The 18,133-nt window shown below is 51.3% G+C and carries 15 protein-coding genes; 12 read left to right on the top strand and 3 right to left on the bottom strand.

Annotated elements, in window-relative coordinates; genetic code table 11:
* Positions 1-76 precede the first annotated feature (76 nt).
* The 3 genes from lysC to JYB85_RS02690 all read left to right on the top strand — a co-directional run bounded on the left by lysC (position 77) and on the right by JYB85_RS02690 (position 3,117).
* A complete protein-coding gene (gene lysC, locus JYB85_RS02680; RefSeq protein ID WP_207380942.1) occupies positions 77-1,435 on the top strand; it encodes a lysine-sensitive aspartokinase 3 in 1,359 nt (452 codons plus the stop codon).
* Complete coding sequence (locus tag JYB85_RS02685) at positions 1,435-2,541, top strand: succinylglutamate desuccinylase/aspartoacylase family protein (RefSeq protein ID WP_207380943.1); 1,107 nt, start codon at positions 1,435-1,437, stop codon at positions 2,539-2,541. The genes lysC and JYB85_RS02685 overlap by 1 nt, the downstream gene beginning before the upstream one ends.
* Positions 2,542-2,616: 75 nt before the next feature.
* A complete protein-coding gene (locus tag JYB85_RS02690; RefSeq protein ID WP_207380944.1) occupies positions 2,617-3,117 on the top strand; it encodes a hypothetical protein in 501 nt (166 codons plus the stop codon).
* Positions 3,118-3,202: 85 nt separating this feature from the next.
* Here JYB85_RS02690 and JYB85_RS02695 read toward each other — a convergent pair whose 3' ends face one another.
* The 3 genes from JYB85_RS02695 to rluA form a co-directional block, all read right to left on the bottom strand.
* The gene (locus tag JYB85_RS02695) at positions 3,203-7,072 is read right to left on the bottom strand and encodes a rhombosortase-dependent M36 family metallopeptidase (protein WP_207380945.1); all 3,870 of its coding nucleotides are present in this window, start codon (positions 7,070-7,072) and stop codon (positions 3,203-3,205) included.
* Between the two features lie 201 nt (positions 7,073-7,273).
* Positions 7,274-7,735 (bottom strand): transcriptional regulator AsnC, encoded by a 462-nt coding sequence (asnC, locus tag JYB85_RS02700; protein ID WP_207321893.1) that lies wholly within the window; start codon positions 7,733-7,735, stop codon positions 7,274-7,276.
* 71 nt (positions 7,736-7,806) lie between these two features.
* On the bottom strand, positions 7,807-8,481 hold the full coding sequence (rluA, locus tag JYB85_RS02705) for a bifunctional tRNA pseudouridine(32) synthase/23S rRNA pseudouridine(746) synthase RluA (protein ID WP_207380946.1): 675 nt from the start codon (positions 8,479-8,481) through the stop codon (positions 7,807-7,809).
* A gap of 154 nt (positions 8,482-8,635) precedes the next feature.
* Here rluA and JYB85_RS02710 point away from each other — a divergent pair, with 154 nt between their 5' ends.
* The 9 genes from JYB85_RS02710 (at position 8,636) to JYB85_RS02745 (ending at position 18,088) form a co-directional block, all read left to right on the top strand.
* The gene (locus tag JYB85_RS02710; RefSeq protein ID WP_207380947.1) at positions 8,636-10,795 is read left to right on the top strand and encodes a winged helix-turn-helix domain-containing protein; all 2,160 of its coding nucleotides are present in this window, start codon (positions 8,636-8,638) and stop codon (positions 10,793-10,795) included.
* A 230-nt stretch (positions 10,796-11,025) separates the two neighbouring features.
* The gene (locus JYB85_RS02715) at positions 11,026-11,211 is read left to right on the top strand and encodes a hypothetical protein (RefSeq protein ID WP_207380948.1); all 186 of its coding nucleotides are present in this window, start codon (positions 11,026-11,028) and stop codon (positions 11,209-11,211) included.
* Between the two features lie 45 nt (positions 11,212-11,256).
* Entirely contained in the window at positions 11,257-11,379 is a 123-nt protein-coding gene (locus tag JYB85_RS19025; RefSeq protein WP_267459514.1) for a hypothetical protein, read from the top strand.
* A 251-nt stretch (positions 11,380-11,630) separates the two neighbouring features.
* Positions 11,631-12,620: a 2-hydroxyacid dehydrogenase gene (locus tag JYB85_RS02720; RefSeq protein WP_207380949.1), complete on the top strand. Its 990-nt coding sequence runs from the start codon at positions 11,631-11,633 to the stop codon at positions 12,618-12,620.
* A gap of 62 nt (positions 12,621-12,682) precedes the next feature.
* Positions 12,683-13,420, top strand: a complete 738-nt coding sequence (locus tag JYB85_RS02725; RefSeq protein WP_207380950.1) for a dienelactone hydrolase family protein — start codon at positions 12,683-12,685, stop codon at positions 13,418-13,420.
* A gap of 235 nt (positions 13,421-13,655) precedes the next feature.
* The gene (locus JYB85_RS02730; RefSeq protein ID WP_207380951.1) at positions 13,656-14,411 is read left to right on the top strand and encodes a spermidine synthase; all 756 of its coding nucleotides are present in this window, start codon (positions 13,656-13,658) and stop codon (positions 14,409-14,411) included.
* A gap of 192 nt (positions 14,412-14,603) precedes the next feature.
* Positions 14,604-15,173, top strand: coding sequence for an alkyl hydroperoxide reductase subunit C (gene ahpC / locus JYB85_RS02735; RefSeq protein WP_207380952.1), 570 nt, complete (start codon positions 14,604-14,606; stop codon positions 15,171-15,173).
* 84 nt (positions 15,174-15,257) lie between these two features.
* A complete protein-coding gene (gene ahpF / locus JYB85_RS02740; RefSeq protein ID WP_207380953.1) occupies positions 15,258-16,820 on the top strand; it encodes an alkyl hydroperoxide reductase subunit F in 1,563 nt (520 codons plus the stop codon).
* Between the two features lie 140 nt (positions 16,821-16,960).
* Positions 16,961-18,088: a GGDEF domain-containing protein gene (locus JYB85_RS02745; protein ID WP_207380954.1), complete on the top strand. Its 1,128-nt coding sequence runs from the start codon at positions 16,961-16,963 to the stop codon at positions 18,086-18,088.
* Positions 18,089-18,133: the final 45 nt, after the last annotated feature.

Genomic DNA, 18,133 nt, shown 5'->3' on the forward strand with positions numbered 1-18,133 from the left:
ATTTTGTTCGGAGCTGATTCATGAATATCCAATCTCTGTTTGTTATTGCTGCTTCCTGTTGTCGGGAGGTGTGCTGATGTCTCTGGTTGTTGCCAAATTCGGCGGTACCTCGGTGGCCAATTTCGACGCCATGTCACGTTGTGCCGACATAGTGCTCAATAATGAAGCCTGTCATCTGGTGGTGGTCAGTGCCTCCAGCGGTGTGACCAATTTGCTGGTGGAGTTGACCCAGGCCACGGTCAATGATGAACGGCGCCTGCAGCTGCTGAAGCAGATTGCCCAAATTCAATATGAAATCCTTGATTGTCTGACCCGCCCCCAGGATGTGGCTGCCCAGCTCGATAGCTTGCTGAGCCGCATTTCTGCACTGAGCGAGGCCTTGGTGCTCAACCGCAGCAAGGCGATTATGGATGAGCTGCTGTCCATGGGAGAGCAATGCTCGTCATTGCTGTTTGCCGCCGTGCTGCGGGAACGCGGCGCCAGCTCCAGCAGTTTCGATGTGCGTCAGGTGATGCTGACCGACAGCCACTTTGGCCGCGCCGAGCCGCAAATAAGCGAGATTGCCGAGCGCGCCCAGCAATGGCTGGCCCCTTTGCTGGTCAACCAGATTATTGTGACCCAGGGCTTCATCGGCGCCGATAGCGAGGGCCGAACCACCACCTTGGGTCGTGGTGGCAGTGACTATTCTGCCGCCCTGCTGGCCGAGGCCCTGCGGGCGGAGGCTGTGGAGATCTGGACCGATGTGGCCGGTATTTACACCACAGATCCCCGTTTGGCGCCCAATGCCCGTCCCATTAACGAAATCAGCTTCAGTGAAGCGGCGGAAATGGCCACCTTTGGTGCCAAGGTGTTGCACCCGGCCACCATACTGCCGGCGGTACGCCAGCAAATTCAGGTGTTTGTCGGCTCCAGCCGTGAACCGGAAAAGGGTGGCACCTGGATCCGTCATCAGGTTGAGAATCCGCCAACCTTCAGAGCCGTGGCGGTACGCCGGGATCAGACCCTGCTCAATCTCCACAGCCTGGAAATGCTGCATGCCCGTGGTTTCCTGGCCGAGACCTTTGCCACTTTGGCCCGGCACAAGATCTCCGTGGACCTCATCACCACCTCCGAGGTGAACGTATCCCTGACCCTGGATAAGACAGGATCGGACTCCAGCGGTCAGGGCCTGCTGAATGAGGCCCTGCTGCAGGAATTGTCCCAGCACTGCCGGGTCCGGGTTGAAGACGGCCTGGCGCTGGTGGCCATCATAGGTAACCGTATTGCCAGCACCGCCGGGATCTGCAAGCGGGTGTTCGAAGTGCTGGAACCCCACAATGTGCGGATGATTTGCCAGGGTGCCAGCCCTCACAATCTCTGCGTGCTGGTCTCCGAATCCGAAGCGGCTCAGGTGGTGAAGTCACTGCACCAAAATCTGTTCGAGGAGGGGCTGTAATGGCATTTGTAAAAAGTGCCGTTCCAGTCGGTGAATTGGCTGCGGGCCAGCCATTGGAGTTACCGGTCTACAGGCTCAAGGGGCAGGGGAGTGGACACCCCAGCGTTTATATCCAGGCCAACGTCCACGGTGCCGAGGTGCAGGGCAATGCGGTTATCTACCAGCTGATGAAGCTGCTGGAGCACTATCAGGTACTGGGAGACATTACTCTGGTGCCGCTTGCCAATCCGCTCGGGATAAACCAAAAGAGCGGTGAGTTTACCCTTGGCCGGTTTGATCCCATTACCGGGGTGAACTGGAATCGCGAGTACCTGGATCACGGCTTGGACATTCAGGCTTGGTATGCAGAGCATGCCCACTTGGATGATGCGGCTTTGGTGATGGCCTTTCGCTCTACCCTGGTGGAAAGCTGCCAGGCGAGGCTGAATAATTCCTGGGGCGTGACCACGGGTCACAGGCAGGCGGTGACCTTGCAGGCCATGGCCCACAACGCGGACATAGTGCTTGATCTGCACACCGGCCCCAAGTCATGCAAGCATCTGTACTGCCCAGAGTTTGATTGTGCCGCAGCACAGTATTTTTCCATTCCCTACACCCTGCTGATCCCAAACAGTTTTGGTGGTGCCATGGACGAAGCGGCCTTTGTGCCCTGGTGGACCCTGGCCGAGGTGGCAAAGGCAACCGGTCGAAATCTGGGGGGCAAGGTGGCCGCCTTCACCCTTGAGCTGGGCAGTCAGGAACGAATCGATCTGGCCGATGCCCTGGAAGATGCACAGGGTATATTGGCTTACCTCAGTCATCGCGGTGTGATTGCCGAGCACGTCGCCCCCAAGGCGATGAAGCGCCATGGCTGTTTACTGAAACACTATCGCAAATTCCACTCTCCCAAGGCGGGTATGGTGGAATATCTTGCCAAGGTGGGAGAGCCCCTGCTCGCCGGAGCTCCTCTGGTAAACCTGCTCAGGATGGACAGGTATGGCAGTGGTGAGGTATTGAGCACAGTGTCTTTACCCGAAGACTGTGTGCCGATACTGCATTTTGCCTCGGCCTCTGTGCATCAAGGCACAGAGCTGTATAAAGTTATGACGCAAGTGTTTGAGTTGTAGGGGATGACAATTTGGAAACTTGCTATTGGTGCTACATGTCGTACAGTGGGGGCAGAAGATTGAAAAGGAGAATTCATGAGAGCCCCTTATTTAATACTGCCATTGCTGGTGGCTTGCGGTGCCCAGGAACAGGCAAGTAATACGCAACGAAGCGCTTCGGCCGGTGAGCAGCCAGCCAAAGCTGTAATAGCCGACAATACAAAAACGAAGGCCAATCAGACCAAGGAGCCGAGGTTTTTACAACAGGGCAAGCTAGAGCATGTTTTTAACATCAATGGCACTAAGTTGCGGGCAAGCGAGCAGGCGTTACGACCGGGCACCCAGGTATTTGATATGTCTATTGGTACCTTTGCCACAGTCAAAAATTTTCTGGTGGTCATTTCTTCAGACGATGAAATCAGTTGGCAACAGGATTTTGAGGTCAGTAAGCTTGCTGCGGATACTTTCAGGCTCACTCCTCAGAATGATCAGCTTTCCATGGATGCCTGGTATAAGCGATTAAAGACTGAAAAAGGAATCGTGAGAGTTGAGTTGGGATTGGACTATTCTCTCAAGTCAGAAGTCGCTGATCATTAATGTGATAACCACTTCAACTTGAATTTTTGACATACTTATAAATAAAAAGAGCCGCATATCGCGGCTCTTTTTCATGCTCTAACTATTATGACTTACGGCGACGCAGAGCTGCGACGGGTAACAACAGCAGAGCCAACCATCCCAGGCTACCGCCTGAAGATTTGTCCGGACCGGCTGGTGGAGTTGGCACGTCATTAACCTTGACTGTGGTCTTGACGACAACGTCACCTGTGCCATCGTTTACTGTCAGAGTGAATTCCTGATCTTCGTTGGAGTTCACCTGGCCAGTAGCAACAGTCAGGGTGGCAGTGTTTGCACCTGTGAGAGTTGCGGCTGTACCAGCAGTCTGAGTCCAGGTATAAGTCAGGGTATCATCTGCGTTGGCGTCAATGGCGGTAGCGGTCAAAGTAAATGACTCACCTTCGGTCACACTGGCAGCACTGCTGGTCACGGTGACGTTCGGCAGACGGTTATCGCAGGGATTTGCATCGCCGGCAATCTGCTCATGGAACACGCTTGAGCTGATATTTTCGAAGGTGACATTGTCCACAATCCAGCCAAACTCATTGGAGTTGGTATCAGTGACGATACGGAAGCGGAAACGAACTTCGTTACCATTCAATGCAGTACCGAAATTTACTTTCTCCATGGTACCTGGCCATGGTGAGAAGCCGGTATATGTCATACGCTCTGGCAGCAGTTGGTTGAGCTCACCGGTATAACCACCTTCCTCGAATACACCGCCCATCTCCGTCACATCAACCCAGTCGCCGCCGTTGACACTGACTTCGACCACGCCGCCATCCCAGTTTTCTTCGATTTCGAAATACTGGAACCAGCTGATGGTGAAATCACCACCGTAGCCAATTTGTACCGGCTTGGTTTCGAAGGCCACATCGGATTCGAAGCCATTGTTGGCAATGTACAGATACTGGGAATCTACCGGGAAGTAGGCGGCATAGGTGCCATCAAGCATGCCTGTACCTTCTGCCATATCACCACCGGCCAGAACATTTTCCTTGAAATCTGCCAGGCCTGAATAATCTTCCATGTCACTGGTAGACATGTTGCTTACAGGAGCCTTGTCCTTAAAGTCCATGTTAACAACTGTGGTAAAGCTATACTCTTCAGCCTCTGTGCCTTCTGCCAACGATGGGAAGGTGAGCTTCAGTTCAATGGTATCAGCGGTCTTGGCATCGTTGAGTGTGAACTCGATTGGGGCACTGGTGGCGTCACCAAACAGTTCCAGCGCACCAAAGGTGATCTTTCCTTCATTGGCAAAAGTGATGTCATGATCACTGATCACTTCTACCTGGGCTTCCACACCTTCGAAACGTTCGCTACCTTGGTTGTGGATAGTAAAGGATACAGTACCGGTTTCACCCTTATCCAGGATGCCATCCTTGCTGCAATAGCCAACGGTCAGGCCTTCATAGTCAGAATTCACATCGTGTTCTGTTACTGCGAATGCCGGCAGTTCAGTCTTGTATGACTCTACTACACCACTATGCCTGGAATCATAACGCTCTGGTGACTGTGCACCCAGACCCATACCGCGACGGGCGAAGGCCTTGATAAAGAGATCATAGTCTTTTGGTTCGTTAGCGTAGGCGGCCGCCAGCAGAGCGTCACGGGCTTCGGTGTAGGTTGGTGCTATTGGCGTCATCTTATAGCCGGCAACCAGGTAGTCCATCATGACGCTACGGGCTTCATCGAAGCTGTAACGCTCATCATTAATCAGAGACACGAAACAATCCCACAGCATCACTGCCCAAGGCTCACCTGCGGAATGAACTTCGGCATTATCCATTGCTACATCGGCAAAGGTCAGTGGATTGATTTCCATATCTGTGCTGTATGGGAAGTTGCGGATACCCCAGTAGAAAGAATCCACATATGAAATCGCCGCATAGGCTTTCTGGAACTTGTCATTACCATCCAGCATGGCATCATCAGCTTCAGCCAACATCAACAGGGCATGGAAGTCACCCCAGCCTTCACCCATGGAACGGCCTTGATTGTTGATTAGGCCTGAGCCATTACCAATCAAGCGGTTACTGATGTAGTGGCCCCATTCGTGGGATACGATGGCGTTATCCCAAGAGCTGTCTTTGAACGGCTTGGTGTTGAACATGTGGACTTCAACATCTTTGGCCGCATCCACTTGGGCATAAATGGCTGCGCCATCATTCAGTGACAAGCCCATGGCTGGGATCTTGACTGAAGTATCGGTACCGCCCATCGGAGCAGGATCTGTAGTGCCTGAGTTGTTGGCGATTAGAACACCTATGGCACCCGCATTCTGTGCATTTTTGGCTTTAACCGTGAAAGCACAGGCACCGCGGTCAATGATGACGATTTTACCTGCCAAATCAGCACCATTGGTTGCAGCGGTACAGCCATCGTTGAATGGTGCAGTGCCGTCTACGATGCGTACCACATTGCCTGTGATGTCGAATTGGCCTTTACCAAAGCTGGCACGCTTACTGGAGGTCAGCAGAGTGTCAGGATCGTCAGAGGAAATGATGACGCCATAGTCCTCGCCAACCACGGCGTCTTTGCTGTCCCACAGGTACATTTGCATACGTGGTGAACGGCCATCGGCAGGGGTGCTCATGTTGGCATTGTTAAAGCCTGAGTTGTCCTGGACCTCGGCACGAATGGCATCGCCTTCTTCACCACCACGGCCATAGTTGTCGTTCTGGGCGTTACCTGAAGCTTCGTCGAAACCATGATCGTAGAACAGGTCATGGAGGTAGTTGTTCATATAGAACAGGTTAACAATAGAGGCTTTACGGTTATTGACCGAACTTTCAACTTCGGAGGTGTTGTACTTGTAGTCAAAAGTATGATCGGCGGTGGTCTCGGCGCTGAAGTCACCATTGGTAAAACCATCGGGTGCAATTGCATCCACATAGGCGAAAGCGTTGTTGCCAGAGGTCATGGTTGCATCATCCGCCAACCAGGCATCTTTGGTGCTGATTGGACCGTGACTCAAGGTGACCAGAGGTGCATCCAGATAGGCAGTGGCATCTACCTGATCTTCGCTCTCGGCAGGAATCACGTTACCGTGAGGGCCATCCCAGGGTACACCGGTTTCGCTGGCATAAACGCGATAATTGAAGGCTGATTCATAAGCAGTTTGGTTGTGCTTGAACAGCACTTCATTGGTTTCACTGTTGATGATGAAAGCGTAAAACTCTGAATCACGGCTTTCTGCATCGCCGATTTCAAGCTCTACATACTGGGCTGGTACCAACTTGCCCTTTTGTTCAAAGAACACTGGCTTGGCACGAGGCTCGCCTTTAACAATTTTGCCATTGGCAATTTCAGACGCCTTAAAGGCTTCGTACTTGCCTTCACTGCCTTTGCTGGTGAGCGACAAACCAGTGACACCCATATCCGCTGAAGCTGCTTTTACGGCGTTGGCGGCGCTACCAAAATCAGCTTTTATGCCCTTAAGACCGCTGGCTTCGGCAATACTGGCGGGCAACAGACTGCCAGATGTAGCAACCAAGCCGTATTCACGATCCATCATAATGTTGAAGCTACGGTTAAATACTTCAACACCTTGGAATTCTTGATTGTATCGGGCGATCATGCCACCACGACCTTGGTCGTGCAGGTTAGTCAGTACAGGTTTAAGCGCGCTTTGCTTTTCAACCGAGAGGCCAGTGATTTGATTCAGGTAAAAATCAGCGGCAAAAGCCAGTTTGTACTTGGCATCCAGAGCGCCCAAGCTCGGAGTGCGTTGATTGGTCTTTGCCCATTGGAAGGTGGCCTGGCCAGTGCGGGCATCGAATTGATCGCGCATGCCACTGATAGAGGCTTGTTGCTGCACTGCGGCATGTTGAACGGGAACGGCTAATTGAGCAATGCGGATATCTTGGTTGTCTGCGTTGACTGCGCCCGACAGCAGCGCGGCAGTAATTGCCATTGAGAGTTTGGTTTTCACGCTTTCTTCCTTGTCAATGTGGCCTCGCTCGATGAAATGACATCGAAACCGGCGAATAATTATTATGCTTGAACAGCGTCATAATGTTGACGCAGTGTTAACTTTTAACACAAAGTTTGCGAATAGTTAACACTGCTGTTTGAACAAGGAATGAAAAAATTAACGGTATACTGTATTGAAATGAGAGGAAAATCCTGTCAATCAAGGCTTAATGGCTCTGGATATCGGATTTTGTAGGCTGATCAAGGTTTCCGTTGATTGGATTTCATCAATGGACTGGATACGGTTGATAAGCACATGTTGAAGTCCTTCGATTGACTGGCACATGACTTTAACAAAAATGCTGTAGTTGCCGGTGGTGTAGTAGGCTTCTACCACTTCTTCAAGGGCATTCAACTTGGCCAGTGCGGCGGGGTAATCACCGGCGCTCTTGAGGTTAATGCCGATAAAACAGCAAACATCGTATCCCAATGCTTTGGGGTTGACGGTAATCTGGGCGCCGGTAATGATGCCGGCCTGCTTCATTTTTTCAACCCTGACATGTATGGTGCCGGCGCTGACCCCAAAACGTTTTGCCAATTCAGCGAAAGGTGTTCTGGCTTCCTGCATCAGGGCTTCGAGAATTTGATTGTCCAGTTGGTCACGTTGAAATGCTGTATCCACAGAAATAGGCTCATAATTTCATTTAATGAGCACTAATTTACGCGTTTAACTGCAATTTTGCCAGAAAATGCTCACTGTGCACCGGTTGCTTCCCAAAAAGGAACTGGGGCACTGAACTGCATGGGCTGTTTGCTGAAGGGGTGAAAAATACTGAGCTCTGCAGCATGCAGCAATAATCTGTCCGCCAGTGAACGCGCCAGGGGATCGGCATAGAATCCATCACCCAAGATAGGATGGCCCAGAGCCAACATATGCACCCTGAGTTGGTGGCTGCGTCCGGTTATGGGCATCAAGCGTACCAAGGTCGAGCGTTTTCCATAGCTCACCACTTCGTAATGTGTGAGGGAGGGTTTGCCCACCTTCAAGTCCACTTTCTGTTTAGGGCGATTTGGCCAGTCACAGATCAATGGCAGATCTACGGACCCTGAAGCCTTCATGTGGCCGGCGACCCGGGCGTAATATACCTTCTGGGTTTCTCTGTCCCGAAATTGACGTTTGAGTTCACTCTCGGCACTGCGCCTTAATGCCAGGACTATTACGCCTGAGGTGGCCATATCCAACCTGTGCACTATCTGACTATGGGGATGAGCTGCTTTAACCCTGGACCATGTGCTGTCATGGTGCGCCGGATCCCGACCTGGGACTGACAAAAGACCACTGGGCTTATTGAGCACTATGATGTCTTTATCCTGGTACAGCACATCCAGCCAGGGAGTGGTCGGTGGGCTGTAAATAAAGTCGTTCATAATTCAACCAGGAAATGACAGGGGGCGCTAAGATACCCAAGAGTATCTGAAGAGGCAAGTGCAGGCAGCTTGTTGTTACAGTTCAGCACTTCCCCTCATCGCTGGTAATTGATTAAATACACAACCATAAAAAGTGAGTAACACAGCGAACGGCATGTTTAATAATAAAAAATATCGCATTGGTGACTACCTGATTATCCCTGAGCGCTGCTTGATCATTCGCGATGGCAATGAAAGCAAGTTGGAGCTCAGGGTGATGCAGGTATTGGTATGTCTGTTGGAGCGTGCCGGCCGTCCCGTTAGCAGAGACGAGCTCATTCAGGAGGTTTGGCGTGGTGGCATAGTCTCAGACAATGCCATTAATCGCATTATCGGCATATTGCGCACCAGTTTAGGGGATGATGCCAGAACTCAGACAGTCATAAAAACGCTGCCTAAAGTAGGCTACCTATTAGTGTCAGATACACTTCAGCCTTTAACAATGAAGCTACTTAGCGAGTCGGAATTAGCTTCCGATGAGACCGTTACTCTCGGAGGTGATGTAAGCAGTCTTACGCAAGATGGGAGTTCGGTGCCATCTGAACCGGAAAATCGCTTCAGAAACCGGCCAAATAAATATGTTATTGGCGCCGCGTTTTTGCTGTCGTTGTTAACCTGCTGGTACTGGCTTATTCCTTTCGTTTCAAGTCTACAGAGCAACAATCATGTTGCCGACAATATTGTTACTCTGGTTCCTCTGACCAGTTTGGATGGTCAGGAGGTTGATCCCGTACTTTCTCCAGATAGTAAAAAACTGGCCTTTTCGTATCGGGAACGAGATGGGACATTTTGGCGAGTCATGACGCAGGATATCGCCACCGGCACCATTAATTTTATCGAGTCTTCCCCTGAACCAGGAATGAACCAGCGTTACCCAGCCTGGAGCAATGATGGCGGGCATCTGGCTTTCCTTAATTACGACGGCCAGAAAAGATGTGAGGTGGTACTGTTGGATATGTTGACACGTACTCGCAAAGTGCTGGCAAATTGTCACACTGCCTTGCAGTCCAGCGCTATAGCATTCAGTGGCAAGGATCTTATTTTTATAGATACCGAAGGGCTTGATGAATACAAAAAGATGTTTCGTATCAATATTGAAAGTCTGCGTCGCGAACAGCTCAGCCAGCCAATAAACATTGGCCGAGGTGATTATGGGTTAACTTTGTCGCCTGATGGCGACAAACTCGCAGTATTGAGGAATGTAGGTTGGTTCGATACTTTGGTCATGGAGTTCGAATTTTCATCAGGTGAGTGGCAGCAATTATTCAAGGTAGGCTATCCACTTAAAAGCGTAGCGTGGGATGAGCAAGGCCAAGGTATTATCTATCGGGCTGAGGAAGGGCAACTTCATAGATATGATTTACGCGACCATAAAGTCACTCGTCTCACCAAATTTGCTCAAGAGATAAATTCACCCAGATCAAATGGTGCTGGCCAGGTCACGGCGGTTATCGGGGAATTGGTTGAAGAAGAAATGTGGTTTTGGCGTTCGCCAAAGTCAACGTCAAGCCAGCCGGAAACTTGGATAAGTTCTAATCGGCGAGACTTTCGAGGAAGTATTAGCCCGAATGGACAACTTACCATATTTGTGTCAAATCGAACTGGCTTACCCCAGATCTGGTTAAAATACAATTCTGGAGAGGAGAAGCAAATAACCAGCTTTTCAAATTTTGCACATGTTGATGAATTAAGTTTCTTTTCTGATAGTCAATATATTTGTGGAGTTATTAATGGAAAGCCATTTGTAATGAATGTAGACGATGGCGTCATAAATTACATTCCAGGAGTAAATTCAGCTAGAAATGTTTCTTTTGGCATGAGCAAGTCTGAGTTGGTTGCTCTGGTATTTGATGGTGGAAAGCGTCAAATATTATTGTTGGATGTTCAATCTGGTCAAGTAAAAAAATTACTCGCTGCCGATGCATTTTCTGGGAAATATGACCGGACTGATGGTGTATTTTATTTTTCAAAAATGCACAGCAAAGGTATTTGGATGATGAATAATGGTGTGACAACTAAAGTCACAGAAGCATTCACTCCATTCTTTTCTTATGGATGGCACATAGCCAATGGCACCATTTGGTATCTGGATTCAGATGGGGATAATTCATTTCTAGTAGAGTTGTCAGTGACATCAGGAGGTAGCCAAAGATATAAAATAGACGTCAAGAATCTTTCTACCAGCATAATGTCCATGACTGACCAAGCAGATGTATTACTTTCCGTCCTTGCGAATGCCAATACTGACGTAGTATTTGTTGATGTAAAACAGTGAGTTGTGAGTTAGTTATTTTTTCATCACCTTTTCGTTGTGGCCGACTTGCAGTGCCGCATACTAGTATTCTGGTCATTCAGCCAACTTTACTTGGAATAAAAGACACCGCCCCTAAGTAACATAATTTCTGATGTACTGGTCGCAGAAAGTTAAGGTGCAGAGTTCCTTTAAAGTTGGTTGAACCTACTCAATCAGATGACATATGCTTCGCATATAAATGGAGAGCTACTATGAAAAAGTACACTGCTTTGGTTGTTGCAACCGCCTTTACAACAGCGTTTTCATTGCCATTTGTTTTTACTAGCTCTGAGACAAAAGCGCAGGATAATACGCAACCCACTTCTATTTGCGAACCGTTTCCTGACTGTGTCATTTATCATATAGATCAGTCAACAGAACAAAAAACTGAATCATAATAGATGCTTGCTGTATGAGTGGTGATATTCATAATGGAGGCTAATATGTGGTCTATCAGCCTTTATGCCATAGGCGCATTAAGTGGCCTGGTATTTATCTACTACGTGTTCTTAAACTTGGTTCTTGCGTCCGAAGAATCCAGTTTGCTTGACCAACAGGACGACTAAATCTCCCTTTCCGTCAAAGTGGGCATCTTGATTAATCAAGGTGCCGCTTTTTTATTTGATGCTTACACCACATCAATCATTGTTTATATCTGAGATTTATTCCTGATGCGCGCTAGTGTCGCTACATTTTGCTGTCGTGAAGCATTTTTCTGCGGATGACTTGTGAGACTGGGGACAAGTTTTCACTTTTGCCCTACACTCGCCAGCTTTAGACTTGCCTAATGGGCCTTGATTTGGGCGTGAGGGAGATTATGAGAATCGGCTTTTTCAGTGCCAAGCACTATGACATTCAGCACTTTGACAAGGTAAATAAGGCCTTCGGTGCTCACATCGAGTATTTCGATGCCAGGCTTTGCTCCCAGACCCTGAAGTTAGCCCAGGGATTCGAGGTTATCTGCGCGTTTGTTAACGATGAACTCAATGCCACTGTGCTGCAACAGTTGCATGAGCATGGTACACGGCTGATTGCCATGCGTTGCGCCGGTTTCAATAATGTGGATCTGGATGCCGCGACCCGTCTGGGCATGACAGTGGTCAACGTGCCCGCCTATTCCCCTGAATCCGTGGCTGAACACGCGATTGCCCTGATGCTGACCCTGAATCGGCGCATTCACAAGGCGTACCAGCGTACCCGCGATGCCAATTTTTCCCTCGAGGGTTTGGTTGGTTTCAATATGCACGGCAAAACCGTCGGGATTATCGGCACGGGTAAAATCGGTCTTGCCACCATCAAAATCCTGCTGGGATTCGGTTGTAAGGTGCTGGCCTACGACCCTTATATCAACGCCGAACTGAGCAAGCTGGGCGTGCCCTATGTCGGCCTTGATGAGCTTTTTGCTAATGCCGACATCATCAGTCTTCATTGCCCATTGACCAAAGACAACCATCACCTGTTGTGCGCCGAAACCTTTGCCAAAATGAAGCCCGGGGTCATGGTTATCAATACCAGCAGGGGAGGATTGCTGGATGCCTTTGATGCCATGGAAGCCTTGAAGCATGGACAAATTGGCGCTTTGGGACTGGATGTGTACGAGAATGAGAAGGAACTGTTTTTCGAGGATAAATCCAGTGAGGTGATTCAGGACGATGTATTCCGTCGCTTGTCCGCCTGCCACAATGTGGTATTTACCGGTCACCAGGCCTTTCTAACCGAAGAAGCATTGGATGCCATAGCCGGAACGACCTTATCCAATGTGCAGACTGTGTTGTCGGGTAAAGTCTGTGGCAACGAGCTTAGGTAATCAGGTACTTGCCGGAAAAAGTCCAAACGCACCAATGTAGGAAATCAAACAGGAGAGTTCAGATGCGGATAATTCAACACACTGAATGTTTACCCACGGCCACAGGCCCCATGCAGACAACTGTCTATCGCCCGGCTGCTGCCGGGGCGTATCCGGCTATCCTGTTTTACTCGGAAATTTTCCAGGAGACGGCGCCCATCAGTCGCATGGCCAGCATATTGGCAGGCCACGGTTTTGCCGTATTGGTGCCGGAGATCTTCCATGAACTCAATCCCATGGGCACAGTGCTGGGCTATGATGACGCCGGCAAAAACAAGGGTAACAGCGATAAGGCGTCAAAGCCCTTGGAGCAACATGACAGCGACACCGAGGCTATGCTGGCCTTTTTGGCCGCGCAGGATTGGTACTCGGGAAAAGTGGGCGCCATGGGCGTTTGTATTGGTGGCCATCTGGCGTACCGAGCCGCTGTCAATCCGGGGGTAGCCGCCGCATTTTGCCTCTATGCCACCGACATTCACTCGGGCACCCTGCCAAGCGCGCCCGGCAACGATTCTCTCAGCCGCACACAGGATATCCGGGGAGAACTGGTGATGGTTTGGGGCAAGCAGGATCCCCATGTCCCCCGTGCAGGCCGGGAGCTGATCCAGGCCCGCCTGGAAAAGTGCCAGACTTGCTATAGCTGGCAGGAGGTCAATGCCGAGCATGCTTTTATGCGCGATGGTGATGCCAGGTACGATCCTGCCCTGGCGTTGCAGATGTACCAGAATGCCATTGCCCTGTTTCAACGTTGTTTGCGCTGATGCCACGTGAGTCAGGAGTGGATTCCTGGCTCATCCCTTCCAGGCCGTTGAATCACTTCAGTCTCAGGTATTTTAAGTGGCGGAGCCTTTCAATATGCGCCATTGATCCGTTTCAGCTGCCGGCGACTCAGCTGATGAGATAAAAGAAGGCAAGCAGAAGCTGATTTGTCATAATGTCGCCTGCCCTATCTTGGGATGGCGAGACGCCCTCAAGGACCAGAACGGAACAAAGTTTATGTCGCACTATCGCCTCTTGTGTCAGCAAGAAGATACCCTTGGCCCTATTTGGGTACTGGAAGATGATGAATACCGGGTGCTTGCCTTTGCCGAAAACGATGAGCAAAGCAAAATCAGCAAGAAAAGCCCGCACATCCCGGCCCATTCCTATGTCCAGGCCATGCTGCAGGTGCTGCTGTTCAGTGAGCCGCGCAGCGCCATAGTGCTGGGGCTGGGTGGTGGTGCCTTGGTGCACGCCCTGCGCCGCTTTGACGCCGCCATCAAGATTACGGCCGTGGAGCTGAGGGAGCAGGTGATTACCCTGGCCCAGCGTTACTTTTATTTGCCCATTGGCAAAAAGGTGACCTTGTTGAATCAGGATGCGATGCAGTTCCTGAGCGAAAAGAGTCATAAACGGGTCGATATTATCTTTGCCGATATTTACGGTGCCGAGGGCGTGGATGCCAAACAGTTGGATCCTGACTTTCTTAACAATTGCGGTGGTTTACTCAAAGATAATGGCATCTTGGTGCTTAATTGTTGGCGCGAGCACAGTCAGAATGAGGCGCTCTATCGGCAGCTCAAGATGTTGTTTCCCGAACTGTACGGTTGCCTCACCAGTGGCGGAAACTGGATAGTCTTTGCTGCCCGCAGGCCTGGGCAATTGTCGCTCGACGGCATCAAGTCCCGTAATGCCGCGCTGTCCGAGCGCTTGGATTTTCAACTCGGCAAGACCAATATCCGCTTTGGTGCCTGGGACGGTCCACTGACCTGAGCCCCAGTGCTGGGCCGCCTGGGGAGGATTTTCATTGCGGTTCGTCATGTGTTTTTGAAAAAGCGATTAAGGCTATAGTTTTTATTCGTTATAAAAGATGATTTTTCTTGATTAGTATGCAGTTCAACAACAGAGCGCTGCCCATGGCCACGGTCTGAATGTACTGAACTGATAACTAACCAGGAGTAAATCATGACTCAATCCATCATCAACAGCACCATCAAGCCCTTCAAAGCCACTGCATTCCACAAGGGCGAATTCGTGCCTGTGACCGAGCAGGATCTGCTGGGCAAATGGTCCGTGGTGTTCTTCTACCCGGCTGACTTTACCTTTGTCTGTCCCACCGAACTGGGCGACATGGCCGATCACTATGCCAAGTTGCAATCCATGGGCGTGGAAGTCTATTCGGTGTCCACCGACACTCACTTCACCCACAAGGCGTGGCATGACACGTCAGACACCATCAAGAAGATCAGCTTCCCCATGGTTGGCGATCCTACCGGCACCATCAGCCACAACTTTGGCGTGATGATTGAGGAAGAAGGTCTGGCCCTGCGTGGCACCTTCGTTATCAACCCTGAAGGCCAGATAAAGGTCGCCGAAATTCACGATTTGGGCATAGGTCGCAGCGCCAGTGAACTGCTGCGCAAAATCCAGGCCGCTCAATATGTTGCTACCCACGACGGTGAAGTGTGTCCTGCCAAGTGGCAGCCCGGTGAGGAAACCCTGGCGCCGTCTCTGGATCTGGTAGGCAAGATTTAAGCCTCCAACGCCTTGCTCCGGGCCTTGCCCCTGTCCTAGCCCGGGGCCCTTGTTCCTCTTACTTTGCTTGCATCTGGAGTCACTATGTTAAATGCGGATTTAAAACAGCAGCTTGGAACCTATCTGCAAAATTTACGGCAAGACGTCAGGCTCGTGGTGTCTGCCGATGACAGCAAAAAATCCCAGGAGTTGCTAGAGCTGGCCAATGACATTGCTTCCTTGTCGCCCCTGGTGTCTGTAACCAGAGTCAAACTCGAGCTGACCCCTGCCATGCAGGTGACCAACGCCCAGGGAGCAGACATACGTTTTGCCGGTTTGCCCATGGGCCATGAATTTACCTCCCTGGTGATGGCGCTGTTGCACACCGGCGGCCACCCCCTGAAACTGGAGGCCGAGGTCATTGAACAGATTAAAGCGTTGCCGGAGCAGCTGAGGTTTGAAACCTTTGTGTCTTTAAGCTGTCAGAACTGCCCCGAGGTGGTGCAGGCGCTGAACATGATGGCAGCGCTTAACCCCGGGATAAGCAACACCATGATCGATGGTGCCCTGTTCCAGGACGAGGTGGAGTCGCGGCAGATCATGGCGGTGCCCTCGGTTTACCTCAATGGTGAACTCTTCGCTCAGGGGCGCATCAGTCTCAAAGAGATATTGGCCAAGGTGGATAATCAAGCCGGTGTTCGTGAAGTCGAAGCCCTGGAGCGGCGTGAACCCTATGAGGTCTTAATCGTCGGTGCCGGCCCCGCCGGTGCATCGGCGGCCATCTACGCTGCCCGCAAGGGGCTGCGTACCGCGCTGGTGGCCGACCGCTTTGGCGGTCAGGTGACTGAAACCATTGGAATTGAAAACTTTATTTCGGTTAAGGCCACCGAGGGACCCAAACTGGTGGCTAACCTGGAAGCCCATGTCCGCGATTACGAGGTGGACCTGATAGAAAACCAGAAAGCCATCCGCCTGACCCAGGATGGTCTATATCAGCTGGATTTGGCCAGTGGCGCGCGGCTCAGTAGCAAGACGGTTTTGATTTCCACCGGTGCCCGCTGGCGCGAAATGAACGTGCCCGGCGAGAAAGAATACCGTGGCCGCGGTGTGGCTTATTGCCCCCATTGTGATGGTCCCCTGTTCAAGGGTAAAAGGGTGGCGGTTATTGGCGGTGGTAACTCGGGTATCGAAGCGGCCATCGATCTGGCCAATATAGTTGAGCATGTCACAGTGCTTGAGTTCGACACCAAGCTCAGGGCCGACGAAGTATTGGTCCGCAAGGCGCGTTCCATGGGCAATATTGACATCATTACCCAGGCGCAGACCACAGAGGTGACTGGTGATGGTAATAAGGTCACCGGACTGGTCTATACGGACCGCCTTAGCGGCGACAGTCACAGCATCGTCTTGGCGGGGATTTTTGTACAAATTGGTCTGGTTCCCAACACCGAGTGGCTCAAGGATACCCTGGAACTGACGGCCCGGGGCGAGATTGTGGTGGACCAGCGTGGCCAGACATCCTTACCCGGCGTGTTTGCTGGCGGTGATGTAACCAACGCGGCCTACAAGCAAATTATCATTGCCATGGGCAGTGGTGCCACTGCCAGTCTCGGCGCCTTTGATTTCCTTATCAGGCAAGGCGAAGAGCAGGCATCCCAAGCCGCCTGATAACAAAGTTCTGTACAGTAAGCCCCCGTATTGCCGGGGGCTTTATTATTTCCGCGCAGCAGAATCATAGGCTTAATCTTACATGCAACGGTAGCGCAATGGCGGGCTTTGGTCTGTACTGAATCCAGAGATGGGTTTCTATGCGTGCTGCTACGGCAATGGATCAGGATATTCCCGAGTTTAAAAGTCAACTGCGGCTGGAGTCTGCCCTCTACGTGCAAAATGGTCTGCAGTGGGTCAGTGCGGCCAGTTTGCTGTTGCTGGCGGCTATCACGCTGAACTGGCGCCTCAATGAGATAGGTCCGGCGGATTGGGGATTTTTCATGGCGGTACTGCCGCTGGCCTTTATCTGTCTGTTGGGGGCAATGTTCCTTGGCCATGGTGCCGTGCATCCTTATTCCCGCTGGTTGCTGCTGGTATTCCTGATGTTATTGGTGTGGTGCTGGCTGTTGTTTATTGCCGAGCTGCTGCAAGTCGCCCCCCAGTCCATTGCCGCCATGGAAGCCGTGGCGGACATCCTGGTGTTGTTACTGATGATGGGATTGTTTCCGGACGCCCTGATGATAGCCGCAGGTCAGGTGCCCCTGGTGTGCTTCATTTGCCTGAGTCGCTACCAATCGATGCCGGAGAACCTGGCGTTTCCGCTGTCGAAATTTATCTGTTTGCTGGTGATCATAGCTGTGGGGCAGCAGGTGCTGTTTGGCTGGTTCAGCCGGGCCATTGCCGGCAGCGTTGAAAAACAAAAGTTACTGAAACAATTCAGGCGCTTGGCACTGGTTGATGGTTTAACCAATCTGAGCAACAGGCGCCATCTGGATGAACTGCTGAAACAGGAGATCCGTGCCGCCCAGCGCAATGGTAGACCCCTGTGCCTGTTGCTGCTCGACATAGATTACTTCAAACGTCTCAATGACAGCCTGGGACACCAGGCCGGTGATGACTGCCTGGTTCAGGTGGCGGCCCTGTTGTCCGACGCCGCCTGTCGCCCGCGGGATCTGGCGGCTCGCTACGGGGGTGAAGAGTTCGTGCTTTTGCTGCCGGAAACACCCTTGGAAGGCGCTCTGGCCAAGGCGCAATCCGTGGCCGCTTTGTTGCATCAAAGAAATATCAGCCATCCCGACTCCCCCATTGCCGACCGGGTGACAGCGTCGCAGGGAATTTGCCAGTGGCAGCCGGGCATGGATGCCGACGCCCTGTTGCAGAGCTGCGATCGGCGTCTCTACCAAGCCAAACGCCAGGGACGTAACTGCATCATTGTCAGTGGCTGATATCACACATTTGTTACAGAGATGCTAAAAAAGCTTGTTTTAACG

This window comes from Shewanella sedimentimangrovi, from assembly GCF_017354965.1.
GTDB classification, from domain to species: Bacteria; Pseudomonadota; Gammaproteobacteria; order Enterobacterales; family Shewanellaceae; genus Shewanella; species Shewanella cyperi.

Coding starts and splice junctions, on each gene's coding strand:
- rluA (WP_207380946.1), bottom strand. CDS start 8,481: ATGAACGACTTTATTTACAGCCCACCGACCACTCCCTGGCTGGATGTG.
- ahpC (WP_207380952.1), top strand. CDS start 14,604: ATGACTCAATCCATCATCAACAGCACCATCAAGCCCTTCAAAGCCACT.
- JYB85_RS02685 (WP_207380943.1), top strand. CDS start 1,435: ATGGCATTTGTAAAAAGTGCCGTTCCAGTCGGTGAATTGGCTGCGGGC.
- JYB85_RS02730 (WP_207380951.1), top strand. CDS start 13,656: ATGTCGCACTATCGCCTCTTGTGTCAGCAAGAAGATACCCTTGGCCCT.
- JYB85_RS02720 (WP_207380949.1), top strand. CDS start 11,631: ATGAGAATCGGCTTTTTCAGTGCCAAGCACTATGACATTCAGCACTTT.
- JYB85_RS02745 (WP_207380954.1), top strand. CDS start 16,961: ATGCGTGCTGCTACGGCAATGGATCAGGATATTCCCGAGTTTAAAAGT.
- ahpF (WP_207380953.1), top strand. CDS start 15,258: ATGTTAAATGCGGATTTAAAACAGCAGCTTGGAACCTATCTGCAAAAT.
- JYB85_RS19025 (WP_267459514.1), top strand. CDS start 11,257: ATGTGGTCTATCAGCCTTTATGCCATAGGCGCATTAAGTGGCCTGGTA.
- lysC (WP_207380942.1), top strand. CDS start 77: ATGTCTCTGGTTGTTGCCAAATTCGGCGGTACCTCGGTGGCCAATTTC.
- JYB85_RS02725 (WP_207380950.1), top strand. CDS start 12,683: ATGCGGATAATTCAACACACTGAATGTTTACCCACGGCCACAGGCCCC.
- JYB85_RS02715 (WP_207380948.1), top strand. CDS start 11,026: ATGAAAAAGTACACTGCTTTGGTTGTTGCAACCGCCTTTACAACAGCG.
- JYB85_RS02710 (WP_207380947.1), top strand. CDS start 8,636: ATGTTTAATAATAAAAAATATCGCATTGGTGACTACCTGATTATCCCT.
- JYB85_RS02690 (WP_207380944.1), top strand. CDS start 2,617: ATGAGAGCCCCTTATTTAATACTGCCATTGCTGGTGGCTTGCGGTGCC.